10 protein-coding genes are annotated in these 13,220 nt (G+C 68.5%); 6 read left to right on the top strand and 4 right to left on the bottom strand.

The genetic code is table 11. The features are described from left to right. The first annotated feature begins 40 nt into the window (after nucleotides 1–40). Nucleotides 41–436 (top strand): hypothetical protein, encoded by a 396-nt coding sequence (locus tag KF689_00660; protein MBX3131879.1) that lies wholly within the window; start codon nucleotides 41–43, stop codon nucleotides 434–436. A 72-nt stretch (nucleotides 437–508) separates the two neighbouring features. On the opposite strand, the gene KF689_00655 is transcribed toward KF689_00660, so the two are convergent. Continuing rightward, nucleotides 509–4,084 (bottom strand): lamin tail domain-containing protein, encoded by a 3,576-nt coding sequence (locus KF689_00655; protein ID MBX3131878.1) that lies wholly within the window; start codon nucleotides 4,082–4,084, stop codon nucleotides 509–511. A gap of 178 nt (nucleotides 4,085–4,262) precedes the next feature. Between KF689_00655 and KF689_00650 the strand changes: the two genes are divergently transcribed. The 5 genes from KF689_00650 to KF689_00630 all read left to right on the top strand — a co-directional run bounded on the left by KF689_00650 (nucleotide 4,263) and on the right by KF689_00630 (nucleotide 9,126). Further along, complete coding sequence (locus tag KF689_00650; GenBank protein ID MBX3131877.1) at nucleotides 4,263–4,622, top strand: DUF1304 domain-containing protein; 360 nt, start codon at nucleotides 4,263–4,265, stop codon at nucleotides 4,620–4,622. A 55-nt stretch (nucleotides 4,623–4,677) separates the two neighbouring features. Continuing rightward, nucleotides 4,678–5,316, top strand: coding sequence for a Pr6Pr family membrane protein (locus KF689_00645; GenBank protein MBX3131876.1), 639 nt, complete (start codon nucleotides 4,678–4,680; stop codon nucleotides 5,314–5,316). Then, the gene (locus KF689_00640; GenBank protein MBX3131875.1) at nucleotides 5,316–6,761 is read left to right on the top strand and encodes a hypothetical protein; all 1,446 of its coding nucleotides are present in this window, start codon (nucleotides 5,316–5,318) and stop codon (nucleotides 6,759–6,761) included. The genes KF689_00645 and KF689_00640 overlap by 1 nt, the downstream gene beginning before the upstream one ends. Before the next feature lie 149 nt (nucleotides 6,762–6,910). Next, entirely contained in the window at nucleotides 6,911–8,305 is a 1,395-nt protein-coding gene (locus KF689_00635; GenBank protein ID MBX3131874.1) for a Fic family protein, read from the top strand. Nucleotides 8,306–8,415: 110 nt separating this feature from the next. Then, on the top strand, nucleotides 8,416–9,126 hold the full coding sequence (locus tag KF689_00630) for an energy transducer TonB (protein ID MBX3131873.1): 711 nt from the start codon (nucleotides 8,416–8,418) through the stop codon (nucleotides 9,124–9,126). On the opposite strand, the gene KF689_00625 is transcribed toward KF689_00630, so the two are convergent. The 3 genes from KF689_00625 to KF689_00615 are packed head-to-tail and all read right to left on the bottom strand — an operon-like array spanning nucleotide 9,050 to nucleotide 13,142. After that, nucleotides 9,050–10,000 carry a hypothetical protein gene (locus KF689_00625; GenBank protein ID MBX3131872.1) on the bottom strand — a complete coding sequence of 317 codons (951 nt, stop codon included), beginning with the start codon at nucleotides 9,998–10,000 and terminating at the stop codon, nucleotides 9,050–9,052. The two genes, KF689_00630 and KF689_00625, sit on opposite strands and share 77 nt — an antisense overlap. After that, on the bottom strand, nucleotides 10,000–12,129 hold the full coding sequence (locus tag KF689_00620; protein MBX3131871.1) for a TonB-dependent receptor: 2,130 nt from the start codon (nucleotides 12,127–12,129) through the stop codon (nucleotides 10,000–10,002). The genes KF689_00625 and KF689_00620 overlap by 1 nt, the downstream gene beginning before the upstream one ends. After that, nucleotides 12,129–13,142: an HmuY family protein gene (locus tag KF689_00615; protein MBX3131870.1), complete on the bottom strand. Its 1,014-nt coding sequence runs from the start codon at nucleotides 13,140–13,142 to the stop codon at nucleotides 12,129–12,131. Before KF689_00615 ends, KF689_00620 begins: the two co-directional genes overlap by 1 nt. Nucleotides 13,143–13,220: the final 78 nt, after the last annotated feature.

Below are 13,220 nucleotides of genomic sequence, written 5' to 3'. Positions count from 1 at the left end.
TGGTCCATCGGCGCGGGGGCGCCGGACACGAGTTTCCGAGATGCCTGACAATGGTCCGATCCCCGCGCTCAGCCCCGACTGGGGCGAGGGACGCTACTTCGACCTCTGGATGCTGGTGCACCTGATCTCCGGCGTAGCGGGTGGGTTCTCGAGCGTGTTCTTCCGGCTTACCACACTCGGCGTGATTGCGGTCGCCGCCATCGTGATGCTGCTCTGGGAGGTCGGCGAGTATGCGCTCGGCGTGCGGGAGAGTTGGAGCAACCGCGCGCTGGATATCGCGGTCGGCTTGCTCGGCGTCTTCGCCGCGCTCCAGGTTGCCGCCGAGTGGGATCGCGACCGTCGGCTCATCGCCTTTTGGGGCTGCTTTGCGCTCGCTGCCGGCCTTGGCGTGCTGGGTGGGCTCGCCTACCGGCGACGCCAGCAGTCGGAGGCCTAGTCGGAGCGACGACGATGTGAAGGGCCCTGGTGCGTCGTCCGCACCAGGGCCCTTCGTGCAAATCGCAAGTCCCTACGGGATCGCGCGCTCGAGGCGCTCGATCGCGAGTACCGCTGCCGCAACCTGCGCGGCCGTGGCACGCCCGCTGTTCACCAGCGCACGCAACTCATTGCGTAGCGCGGTGAGCTGCCCGCGTGCCGCCTGCGCGTTGCCGCGCTTGAGGCTCGCGTCCAGCGCATTCCACTTCGCCAACAGCGACTGCGCCTGCCCGCGGTTGAGTCCCGCAGCAGCGACGAGTTCGTCCAGCGCCGTGCGCAGCTGGGTCATACCCTCAGCCACCGTCACCGGCGCCACTGCTACCGCCGCCGTCACCGTGTCCGCCAGTCCATCGTTGTCGGTCACGATCAACTGCGCCGTATAGCTGCCGGCGAACGTATAGGTGTGCGTCGCCGTCGCTCCCGAGGCGGTGTTGCCGTCGCCGAAATCCCACTGATAGCCGACGATGGTGCCATTCGGGTCCAGCGAACCAGCCGAGCTGAACGTGAGCGACTGCCCCTCCGTGCCCGTCGGCGCCACGATGTTCCCGAGCGGCGGCTGCGTACCCGTCACCAACGCCCGGCGCGTCTTCTCCGGCAGCGCCGTCAGGAAGCGATAGCCGCTGAGGCGTTCGACCGAGTCCGCAGTGACCACGTAGCTCTGCCACGGGACGTTGCGGATGCCCGGTACATTCGGCATCACGACCGCGATGACCTGCAGGTCGCGATAGTCCGCGACGTCGGCGAGGCGCGTGCCGCGCGGCGCGACGACGCTGACCTTCCAGGTGTATTCAGGAATGGTGATGCGGCCTTCGCCCTTCACGGTCCCGAGGCTGCCTGACGCGCCGGCGAAGATGAACAGCTCCTTGCCGTCCACGCGGGCAAGGTCACCCAGGTAGATCTCGTGCTGCGCCCAGGGCCCTTGGTTGTTGTCCGCGGCCTGCGGGATGATGTTCGAGAACAGGTACGTCGCGGCGTTGTCCGCCGAACCCGCCGTGCGGTCGAACGAGCGCACGAGGTGACCGCGGTCGATGCCGTATCCGGCGAACGCACCGGCGCCCGTGTAGTCCGCGGTGTTGTAACGCGGGAAGCCCTGTGCTTCCAGCTGCGAATCGAAGGTGAAGCAATTGCAGCGGTCGGCGCCGGCGCCCACCTGCTCGCCGACCAAACCGTAGGCCGTCCAGTTGGGAATCGCGCGCAGCCCGTTCCACGAGCCAGTGAACTCGCGGCGCGTGATGAGCACGTCGTCGCTTGGGTCGTCATCCACCGGAAGCCCGAACTCCGCCGGGTCGGCGTAGCTCGTATTGCCGAGCGTCGGCGTCTCCATCATCAGGCGATGGATGCGGGCGGTGCCGTCGGTCGCCGTGGCGCGGAATGCGGCCTCACCCGGCGCCAATGCGCGAATCACGCCGCGCTCGTCTACCGATGCGATGGCCGGGGTCAGCGACTCCCAGGTGAACACCGTCGGGATGGACGTGTTGCTCGCGTCAAGCAAGGTCGCAAACAGCTGGGCCTCGAACCCCACCGGCAGCGGGGCATCGGCGGCCACGCGGCCAGAGAAGGTGATGCGGTTCGGCGAAACGAACGGCGGCACCTCCACCAGCGCCGCGTTCTCCGCGCCCGGTGTACCATAGTCGCCTTCGCCAAACGTCGTCGACGCGTAGGCCCAGTCCGCGCCGTCCACGTTCGGCGAGCGGCCGAGCCCGGGTCGCAGCCCCTTCGTCACGCCACGCGGCAGTGACGTCCAGGCCACCGAGTCCACGCGCAGGCCTTCGGTGTCGACGAGCATCAGGTAGTCGGCGTTGTCGAGCCAGATCGTCGTCGCGCTACCCACGAAGTAGTTGTAGTCCAGCGTCACGCCGCCGTTGCGCGCCGGGTCAAAGCCACGCCCGAGCACCGCGTAGCCACCGGCCGGCACCACTACGCTCTGAGTGATGGTGTGCGCCGGCTGGCTCGTGCCGCCGGAGATGATGCGCCAGCCCTGCAGGTCAACCGGCGACGTGCCAAAGTTGCGCACTTCGAACCACTCGCCCCAGCTGGCATTCTCGGCGGCGGCCGGGTCGCCCATCAACTCGTTGATGAGGATGGTCGCGTCGGACTGCTCGCGCGGCGGTTCGGTGCAATCGCGTTGCGGGGATGCGGAGTTGCGGGGGTTCGGTGCGAGTGCGACGAAATCGTCTGCGGCGATTCCGGTGTTGACGCAACCGTCGTTCTGCCGCAGCGCCGCCAGCGTCGCGCTGATCGTCGGCGCGCCGTCGCCCCACGTCGCGGCGCAGTTGCTGTTGCCGTAGGTCAGGCGGTCGACGATGCTCGCGCCGACGGGACAGGCGCCGGCCTGCGCGGCCACCGCCGAGCTGAGCAGCACCTTGGCCGAGCCGGCGGCCATCGCGATCGTGCCGACGGCGTCTGGCGTCGGGAGGTCGGCGGTGCCGCCAGTGCCGGCGGCCTGCTGCACGAGATAGTACTTGCCCGGCTCGATCGTCCCGCTGAGCGGTGTCACCTGCCAGCTCGTTCCCGCGGCCGATGCATACTGCACGCTCCAGCCGACTAGGCTCACGGCCTCGCTGCCTCTGTTGTATAGCTCGATGAAGTCGTTGCGCCACGTCGAGCCGGCATTGCCGCCACCACCATACACCTGACTGATGACAACGTCGATGTTCTCGGGCGGCGGCGGCGGAACCGTCACCGTGATGGTGACAGTGTCCGTGATGTCCTCGCCCGCGTTCACGATGATCTCTGCCGTGCCGGCGGCCAGCGCCGTCACCACGCCCGTGCTGCTCACGCTTGCCACGCTGCTGGCCGAGCTGCTCCACGTCAGCGTTGCGCCGACGGGCTCGCCGTCAGCATCCCGCGCGATGGCGGTGAGAGCGAGCGTCTCACCCACCAGCAGACTGGTGTCCGCGTCGCTGATCTCCACAGTCGTGACAACGGCCGGCGTGGTGCACGAGGTCGTCGGGCTGGACGAGTTGCGCGGTGCCGGTGGCCCGACCGTGAAATCGCTGGACGGTGCAGGCGGCGGCGTGTAGCGACAGCCGTTGTCGGCGCGGAAGACGGCGTTCGTGGTGCTCGCGGCCGGCGAAGAACCCCAAGCGGCGTTGCAGTTGGTGGACCCGAACGACACCTGGTCCACGATGCCGTTCTCGGTCGGGCAGGCGACGCCAGGGAGCTGCGTCTGGTTGGAGACCAGCACGATCTTGCCGGCACCCGCGGCCATATTGATCGTCGTGCCGGACGCATCGGCAGTCGGCAGCGGCACGCCATTCGATCCGCCCGAGGCGAGCTGCACGAGGAAGTAGCCGCCGGCTGCGATCGTGCCGGAGAAGTTGACGCGATTGTTCCAGGTGGTTCCGCTGGACGAGCCGTACTGCAGCGACCAGTTCGTCATCTGCACCGGCTCGCTGCCCGGATTGAACAGCTCCACGTAGTCGTGCGTGAGGACCGCGCCCGAGTTCCCGCCGGCACCGTAGAGCTGGCTGATGACTACCGGTGGTGTGGCGGTCGAGGCCACCATCAACGGTAGCGACAGTACGCGGGCCGCTTCAGGCGCCGTCGGCGGCTCGGCGCAGGACAAGAAGGCCACGGCCGCCGCAAGCGGGCCGGCAACTCGCATCATCAGAGAACGCATCGAAGTCTCACCGACAAGGGTCACACGGAACCACGAACCGGGCAGAAATCTCGCGTCCGGGGCGGCACTGCACAAATGCGCTAGGTCACAGTCCCGTCGCACCCCGACCACCGCCGGCGGCAGTACCTTTGCGCATCTTCCGCCCGCTCCCCCCGCCCCGCCCCCGATGCTCATCGCCGCCCAGCTCGCCGTCGCCCTCGTCGCGCTCCTGCACGTTGGCTTCCTCGTCCTCGAGATGTTCCTGTGGGAGTCGCCCACCGGCCTGCGCATCTTCCGGCAGACCAAGGAACAAGCCGCCGCCTCGCGCGTGCTCGCCGCCAACCAAGGCCTCTACAACGGCTTCCTCGCCGCCGGGCTGCTGTGGGGACTGTCGCTCGGCCCTGCTGGCCGACACATCGTCGGGTTCTTTCTCGCCTGTGTCATCATCGCGGGCGTCTACGGCGCGGCGACGGCCAACCGGCGCATCCTGATCGTCCAGGCGCTACCGGCGGCCGTCGCACTCACGCTGCTCTTCCTCGCGCGCTGACGTGCCGGACCTGACGGGGCCGACGAGCCTCACCTTGCCGCCTCCGCCCTCCGCTATGCCACGCACCCTCCTCGTCCTCGCTGCCCTGCTCGGCTGGACCGCCGTGCTCACGCAGTTCGTCCTCTCCATCCGCAGCAGCCTCGCCGGCGGCAACTCCGTCTGGCACGGCATCGTGATGTACTTCGGCTACTTCACGCTGCTCACCAACATCCTCTGCGCCGCGATCCTCACGGCGTTCCTGCGCGGCCGCGATGCACCGCTGCGCCGCTTCCTGCGTCGCCCGGGCGTCGTCACCGCCGCCGCGACCTCCATCATCGTCGTGGGCGTCGTCTACCATCTGCTGCTCGCAGCCACCTGGAATCCGCAGGGCATCGACCTCGTGGTCGACACGCTGCTGCACACGGTGAACCCGTTGCTCTTCGTGCTCGCGTGGACGCGCCTCGTGCCGCGCGGTGCCGTCGCGCTGCGCGATGCGCCGTGGTGGGCGCTGTATATCCTCGGCTACGCCGCGTACATCCTCGTGCGCGGCGCAGCGATCGGCGAGTATCCGTATCCCTTCATTGATGTCACCGTGCTCGGCTACCCCACCGCGCTTCGCAATGCCGCCCTTCTCGGGCTAGCTTTTGTGGCGCTGTCCGCCCTGATGGTCGGCGTCAACCGCACGCTGGGCGCACCCCGTACTCCGGAGACCTGATGGCCGCCGTCCCCCCGTCGCTCATCCTGCTCGCCCAATCGGCCGCCGAGCGGCTCGCCAGCGCCCGCGAAGGCATCGACCTCCCCGTCACCGAACGCCTCATCGGCGTGCTCGGCATCGCCACGATGGTCGGCATCGCCGTGCTGATGAGCGCCGACCGCAAGCGCATTGACTGGCGGCTCGTCCTCTCCGGCCTTGGCCTGCAGGCCGTCTTCGGCGTGCTGGTGCTCAAGACCGAGATCGGCCGCGCGGTGTTCCAGAAGGTAGGCGGCATCATCACTTCCCTGCTGGGCTTCCAGGAGCAGGGCGCACGCTTCGTGTTCGGGAATCTCGTCCAGCCCAGCGTGCCCGTCGCCGCCGCGGACGGCTCGGCCATCGAAGGCACGGCGATGGTCGCCCAGACCGGCGCCTACTTCGCCTTCAACGTGCTGCCGACGATCATCTTCTTCTCGGCGCTGATGTCGGTGCTCTACTACCTCGGCGTGATGCAGATGGTGGTGAAGGGCCTCGCCTGGGTGATGCAGAAGACGCTCAAGACCTCCGGCCCCGAGACCCTCAGCGCGTCAGGCAACATCTTTCTCGGGCAGACCGAGGCGCCGTTGCTCATCAAGCCTTTCGTGGGATCGATGTCGCGCTCCGAACTCAACACCGTGATGGTCGGCGGCTTCGCCACCGTCGCCGGTGGCGTGCTCGCCGCCTACGTGGGAATGCTCTCCGGCTGGTTCCCCGGCATCGCCGCACACTTGCTCGCCGCCAGCGTGATGAACGCGCCGGCCGGCCTCGCCATCTCCAAGATCCTCCTGCCCGAGACCCCCGAAGCCCGCGCCAAGGCCACCGACCTGCGCGAAGCCGAGGCGGCGATGCGCGCGGCCGAGCCGATTCCCGCCCGCAAGCGCATCTTCCAGATCGGCGGCCACAGCGGCGAGAGCGGAATGATCGAAGCCGCCGCCAACGGCGCGGCGCAGGGTGTGCAGCTCGCCATCAACGTGGCCGCGATGCTGATGGCCTTCGTCGCGCTGGTCGCACTGCTGAACGCGATGCTCGGCTGGGGCGGCGGCGTGATTGGCGTCGAAGGCCTCTCGCTGCAGCGCATTCTCGGTACGCTGCTGCGCCCGCTGGCCTGGGTGATGGGCGTGCCGTGGCAGGACACGCCGTACGTCGGCTCGCTGATTGGCCTCAAGGCCACGCTTAACGAGTTCGTCGCCTATGCGCAGTTCGGGTCCGACCTCGGTGCCGGCCAGGTCCTGCAGCCTCGCTCGGCGATCATCCTCACGTATGCGCTGCTCGGCTTCGCGAACTTCAGCTCGATCGCAATCCAGATCGGCGGCATCGGTGGCTTGGCACCGGAGCGGCGCAGCGAGATTGCGCAGCTCGGGCTGAAGGCGATGATCGGCGGGAACCTGGCGGCGTTCACGTCGGCGTGTCTGGCGGGGATGTTGGTGTAAGAGGCTGCCAGACGGCCGTATCCAATCCTCGGATCACGTCAGCATCTGTTTGTCGATATGCAAGAATTTATCGATACATTGTCGATAATTCTTGATTTTATCGATAAATTGTCGATATTCAATGTACTTATCGACAATTTGAGGCCGAGATGATGGGACCGAGCTCGAACGTCCGACGTGAAGCCCAGAAGATCCTTGAGGTGCTCAGCCGATATCCGGACGGGCTCTCCGTCGGCGAGATTGCGGACATCTTGCGGCGCGAGTTCGCGCTCACCCTTGAGCCCCGCGCGGTTTCATACCGGATCCGTCAACTGCCCGCAGGATCCGTCGCGGCGACGGGTGATGGAAAGGGGCGCCGCTACCGGCTCGCGTCCATCGCGTCCTCAACGAGCCCCGACGCCGAGAGGCCTTCTACAGAATTCTTCGCCGAGCCTGATGCCGAGGCCGTCCGCGCGATGCTTGCGCGACCAATCGAGCAACGCGACTGGGTCGGATACGACCACGACTGGCTGTACGCGTATGTGCCGGGTGAGACGTACTACCTGTCCGAGGAGCTCCGCCGGCATCTCGCGCGCATCGGCCGCAGTCCCGTCGCCGGGAGGCCGGCGGGAACGTTCGCCCGCGACATCTACGAGCGGCTGCTCATCGACCTCTCCTGGGCATCCAGCAGACTGGAAGGCAACACCTATTCCAGGCTCGACACCGAGATCCTCCTGGAGTTCGGACAACGGGCGGAGGGCAAGGATGCGGCTGAGGCGCAGATGATCCTGAATCACAAAGCGGCGATAGAACTCTTGGTCGCCGAGGGACCGGAGCTGCGCGTCAGCGAGCGACTGCTGCGCGGGCTCCACGCGGCACTCGCCGACAACCTGATGCGAAACCGGGCGCACGAAGGGCAACTGCGGCGGGGCGAGGTGCGGATCGGCAACTCCAAGTACTATCCGACCGCAGTCCCGCAACTCATCGCCGAATGCTTCGCGCGCATCGCGAGCACGGCGGCCGCGATTGCAGATCCCTTTGAGCAGGCATTCTTCCTGATGGTGCACCTGCCGTACCTGCAGCCTTTTAACGACGTCAACAAGCGGACATCCCGGCTCGCGGCCAACATTCCGCTGGTTGCCGCGAACCTCTGCCCGCTCACGTTCGTGGAAGTGTCGGAGCGCGAGTACCTCGAGGCGATCCTTGCGGTCTACGAGTTCAAGCGTGTCGACCTGCTGCGCGAGGTGTTCACGCACGCGTATCGACAGTCCTGCGACCTGTACTTGGTCGCTCAACAAGCGGTCACGCAGCCCGATCCAATTCGTCTTCGATACCGTGATACGCTCCGCAAGGCCATCACTGACGCCGTGCGCGGCGGCATCGCGCCGTCCAGAGGCTGGGGACAGGCGTGGGCGACGCAGCACGACATTCCGGAGCCCGACCGCAGCGCCTTCGCGGAGCTGTTGCTCGAGTTGCTGCTCGCGCTGAATGACGCCTCCGCAACGCGCGAAGGGCTCCGGGCAAGCGAGTTCTTGGCCTGGCGCGAGAAGTTCCGTGCGGGGTGATCCGAGTGCACGAGAGGTTCATCCAGTCGTAACCCTCCCGTAATGGAACTGGTGGTACCGCCGTAATCCGCCAGGCGTACCATCTCCCAGGACCTTCACGGGAGGGTACGATGCTGACGAACCTGATCGCCTCACGTCCGGCTCGGCACCACAACGCCAACAGTACGGCCCTGAGCTTTGCGCTCCACGTCGGCGTGATCGCGGCGATGGTCGTGGCCTCGGCGCCGTCCGAAGTCTTCGCCCCGGCGGATGGCAACTCGCGCATCGTGCCGCTCACCGCACCCGTCACGCCGCGGCCGGCGGCGCCGCAGCCGCAACGGACCGCGCCGCCGCGCGCGAACACGTCACCGGCGACCGCACCCGCCGTCCCGGCCGTGGATGTGCCGCCGGTGACCGCACCGACCGAGATCCCGACCGGCATCGCGGTGGACGTCGCGCCTGCCGTCGACCTCCCCGCCGGAGACGGCGGGCTCGGCGCGCCAGACCTCGGTGCGGGTGAGTCGGTCGGAAGCGGCGACGGCGTTCCCGGCGCGGAGTCGGTGGACGTACCGGCACGCCTGCTCCAGAGCTCGCCGCTGCCGCGCTATCCGGAGTTCCTGCGGCAGTCGCGCGTCGAGGGCGGCGTGCGCGTGCGCTTCGTCGTGAACGCCGACGGCCGCGCCAACCTTGCCTCGCTCGTAATCCTCGAGAGCACGCACCCCGCGTTCAGCGAGAGCGTGCGCGCGATCCTGCCGCGCCTGCGCTTTACTCCGGCGCGTGTTGGCCGTGCGCGTGTGCGGCAGGTCGTGGAGATTCCGTTCGGCTTTGAGCTGCAGCGCTGACCGCGCTCTCCCGCACGCGGCGTTCGACCCACGACGCCATCGCCGCGTGCGGCAGCAGCGGCTCGCCCACGTACACTGACGGCGTGCCGTCGATGTCGCGCGGCAGTTTGTCGCGGCTGACCAAGCCCTTGGACACCAGCACCGGCACGACGATGGCGTCGCGGCCGGTGATGAGGCGCTGCATCTCGATCAGCTCGCGCGTGCGCAGCACCGCCTCGGCGCGCACCGGCGCGGGCGCGTCATCGCGCACGAGCTCGAGCCGCACATCGCGGAATCCGGTCCAGGCGCGGACGCTGTCGGCGACGGGACGCAGGTTGGCCATCCACTGCGCGTAGTCCTCAGCCGAGTTGGGACCGTGCCCGACGATCGTCAGGCCGCGGCGCGACGGCTCGTCGCCCTGCGCACGCACCAGCGCCAACGCACGGTCGGCCAGCACGCGCGCCATCTCGTGCGCATCGTCCAGCGCCGGCGTGAGCACCAGCGGCGTCCGCGACGTCGAGCGCTCGATGCCGGCCATATGCAGGTGATGCTCCATCGTCGCGCCCAACTGCACGTCCTGCCCGGCGAGGTAGCGGATCTGCTCGTAGTGGCCGCTGTGGCTGGACACTAGCAAAGGCACGATGACGATGCGCGAGACGCCCCGCGCGTCGAGCTTGGCGACGGCGTCCTGGAAGCGTGCGGTGGCGGCACCCGGTCCCATCAGGAAGCTCACTTCCACCGGACCACCGGTGCGCACCTGCGCCGCGATCTCGCGCACGCCGGCGTTCCAGGTCGAGTCGCCGCCGTGGGCGATGATGATCGTGCCCGTGGCGGCGGGCGACTGCGCCGAGACGGTCAGCGCGGTGACGGCGAGGAGGAAGAAGGAGCGCAGCATCAGCGGAGTCCGGGAAGGGTGTACGTGAAGGAGGTATAGACGTGACGGCCAGTGAAGCCGGCCCATTCGCGAGGGCGACGGTCGAACAGGTTGTCGGCGCCAAAGGAGAACTCGAGGCCGCTCAGCAGCGTGCGCGCAACGCGCAGGTCGAAACGCGTGAACGCATCGCGATGGCTGCTGACGGCACCGGCCGAGTCGCGTTGCATCGCCGTGCGACCGGTGTGGACCAGCGTGACGCTGCTGCGCACTGCCAGGGGCAGCACCGCCTGCACGCCAACGCGGCCCGAGCGCTCGGGGCGGCCGAGCAACGCGAGGCCACTGCGCACGTCGCGCGTCTCGAGCAACGAGAGGCCGAGCTCGCCGCGCAGCCGACCGCTGGCCACGAGGTTGGCGGCCGTCTCGAGTTCCACGCCACGCGTCCAGCCCCGGTCACGGTTCTGGTACTCGTAGACCGGCGCCTCGTTGGGCGCGGAGATGACCTGCGTCTCGATGAAGTCGGTGAAGTCGTTCTGGAACAGCTGGCCGCGCACGTAGCCACCCGGCGTGGCCCACTCGAGCCCGAGCATCGCGTTGCGCGAATGCTCCGGCTGCAGCGCCGGATTGCCCTGCACCGCGTAGCCGGCGCTGGTGTTCTGGAAGAACAAGAACAGCTCCTTGAAGTCCGGCGCGCGGAAGCCGTCGCCGTACGACGCACGCAGCATCAGCCGCGGAGCCAGTTGCGCTCGCGCCGCCACGCGCGGCGTGAGGTGCGTGCCCCACACGTCGCTGTGCGTCACGCGCACGCCGGGCAGCAGCGCCAACCCGCGCAGCGGCGAGAGTTCCACCTGCGCGAAGGGCTCCAGCGAGGTGTGCGTGCGACGTCCACCAGGCACGCGCTCAGTCTCGATCGCATCGGTCCGCAGCTGCACGCCGGCATCGAGCGCCACACCGCGCGAGAACGTGCCGTTGTAGAGCAGCTCGCCGAGGACGATCTGCTGGCGCTGCCGCGCACCCGGATCACCGGCCACCGGCGCGGTGAACGCGCTGGTGTACGCCCGGTGATCCCAGTCGGAGACGGCGAGCTTGGGACTGAGGCGGTGCACGCCACGCGCCCAGCTCCCGCCGACCCGCGCATTGAGCTGCACGTTGTCGCTAATGCCGTAGAACGTCCCGGTGCGCCAGCGCTGGCGCTCGTCCAGCGCGAGCAGCGCAACTTCGGCCTGCCGCAGGCTGTCGGGGCGCCAGCGCATCGTGGCGGCGACGTCGAAACGTTCGGCCATCGCGCCATCGTCCTGCGCGATGCCCGGGGCCGTCTCCTGCGAACGGCGCGCCACGTCCACCGACGTCGCGACGTTCCCGAGCGCGAGTTGCACTCGGCCCGCACCGTCCATCCGGCCCTGCGCGCCTATCGTCCCGCTCAGGCTACCGCCGAGGCGCTGCCCGTCCTCGCCCGGACGGCGCGTGATGATGTTGATCACGCCGCCCATCGCCTCGCTGCCGTAGAGCGTGCTCTGCGCGCCCTTCACCACCTCCACGCGATCCACCATCCCGACCGGGATGCGGGCGAGATCGAAGTTGCCGGAAAGCCGCCCCGCCAACGGTTGCCCGTCGAGCAGGATCAGCACGCGTTCGCTGCCGATGCCCTGCAGCATCGCACCGCTGCCGGCCGGATGCCCACCCTGCAGCTCGATGCCGAGTTGCTCGGTGAGCACACTCGCGAGGTCGGAGGCACCGCTGCGCTCGAGGTCGCGTCGGCTCACGACCTCGACGGTCGCCACGGCGTCGGCGAGCTTCTGCTCGCGCCGCGCCGCACTCACCACCACCTGGTCCATCGCGATCGCCGCCGGCACCAAGGTCAGCGTCTCCACCGTGCCGGCACCCAGCGGCACGCTGCGCGCCACGAAGCCCATCGCCCGCACCCGCAGCGTGCGACCGTTCACCGGCAGGCTCGGCGCGCGCCACCACCCGTCGCCATCGGTGCGCGCGCGCACCGTGTCGTCCCCGATGAGCAGCACTTCGGCGCCGGCGATGGCGCGCCCGTCAGCCTGCGAGGTCACGCGGCCGGACGGGCTCTCCTGTGCCGAGAGCAGCGGCGCAAATGTCAGCGCTAGGACCAGCGTCCGCACCGACGCCTGAATCAACGCCCGCATCAGTCGAGCTTCGCCCAACGGAAGGTGATGTGGCGCGCCGTGCCGGTCGTGCTGTAGTAGCCCGTAATCTGCAGCTTGTAGGTCGTGCTGCCGCGACGGACGAAGTACACGTCGAAGGTCGGCGAGATGCGGTGGTCGCCGAGGATGTTGTAGCGGTAGTAGCGCTGCGTCCCGAACACACCGGCGTAGGTGTCGATGCGGTACGCGCTCGCGTTCGTCACCGCGGTCGTGAGGTCGGCGAAGGCCGTGGCCGTCGTCGCCGCACCCGCCTTGCCGCTGCCGCTGATGCCGCCGTTGACGCGGACCGTGAAGCCCTGCACGTGCAGATCCCAGGCCGCGGCGTCGGTGGTGGTCGCGCCGAGGTTGAGATCCACGCGCGTGCCGCCGGCTGCGCCGGCATCCACGGTGATCTCCTGCGCCGCGCCCAGCGCGGCGCCTTCGCTGGCTTGCAGGCGGTACTCGAGCGTGACCGCACCCGCGTGCGTCGCCGTCGGCGCGGCGATCGCCTTCACCCGCACGGCCGCGAACGACGCGGAGTCGCTGAGGCGCACGAGCCAGGTCTTGGTGGTATCCGCCGCCGCGGCGGCGCCGCTGCCGCTGAACCACCCGACAATCGCCGGCGTCAGCGCGTCGCTGGTGAACGCGAGGCCCAGCGGCACCGAGGTCACGGTGTCAAAGGCCGTGAACTGACTCGCCGGCGTCATCGCCAGCACCTGTTCGTCGGTCGCGGCGCTGTTCTGGCAAAGGCACGCGGCCGTCACGCCACCCGGGCCGGCGTCGCCGCCGTTCAGCGTCACGTTCGTGCCGAGAAATGCGATGTCCCAGGCGGCACTCGCATTCGCGCTTGGCGATGGCGACACCAACGCCGAGTCGCCCAGGCTCACGAACTGCCAGTTGGAGGTCGCGATTACGGTCATCGAACCTTCGTCGCGAAGGTCCACGGGAGAGACGACGCCGTCGGTAGCGCAGGCGGCAAGGGCAAGACTGAGGGCGATGGGCAGGATACGCTTCACGTTGGTAGCACTCGGGTTACGTTGAAGATGAGAATGATTCTCATTTATGGTGTGCGGCTCGAAGTTTACGTAATCAAT

The organism is Gemmatimonadaceae bacterium (genome assembly GCA_019637355.1).
Classification (GTDB): domain Bacteria; phylum Gemmatimonadota; class Gemmatimonadetes; order Gemmatimonadales; family Gemmatimonadaceae; genus Pseudogemmatithrix.
Note: the sequence above shows the minus strand (reverse complement) of the source record. Positions and strands in the feature narration are given on the sequence as shown.

What these genes read in the sequence shown, in the direction of transcription:
- KF689_00655 (MBX3131878.1), bottom strand. Translation starts at nt 4,084, where the DNA reads ATGATGCGAGTTGCCGGCCCGCTTGCGGCGGCCGTGGCCTTCTTGTCC.
- KF689_00660 (MBX3131879.1), top strand. Translation starts at nt 41, where the DNA reads ATGCCTGACAATGGTCCGATCCCCGCGCTCAGCCCCGACTGGGGCGAG.
- KF689_00640 (MBX3131875.1), top strand. Translation starts at nt 5,316, where the DNA reads ATGGCCGCCGTCCCCCCGTCGCTCATCCTGCTCGCCCAATCGGCCGCC.
- KF689_00625 (MBX3131872.1), bottom strand. Translation starts at nt 10,000, where the DNA reads ATGCTGCGCTCCTTCTTCCTCCTCGCCGTCACCGCGCTGACCGTCTCG.
- KF689_00620 (MBX3131871.1), bottom strand. Translation starts at nt 12,129, where the DNA reads ATGCGGGCGTTGATTCAGGCGTCGGTGCGGACGCTGGTCCTAGCGCTG.
- KF689_00635 (MBX3131874.1), top strand. Translation starts at nt 6,911, where the DNA reads ATGATGGGACCGAGCTCGAACGTCCGACGTGAAGCCCAGAAGATCCTT.
- KF689_00630 (MBX3131873.1), top strand. Translation starts at nt 8,416, where the DNA reads ATGCTGACGAACCTGATCGCCTCACGTCCGGCTCGGCACCACAACGCC.
- KF689_00650 (MBX3131877.1), top strand. Translation starts at nt 4,263, where the DNA reads ATGCTCATCGCCGCCCAGCTCGCCGTCGCCCTCGTCGCGCTCCTGCAC.
- KF689_00645 (MBX3131876.1), top strand. Translation starts at nt 4,678, where the DNA reads ATGCCACGCACCCTCCTCGTCCTCGCTGCCCTGCTCGGCTGGACCGCC.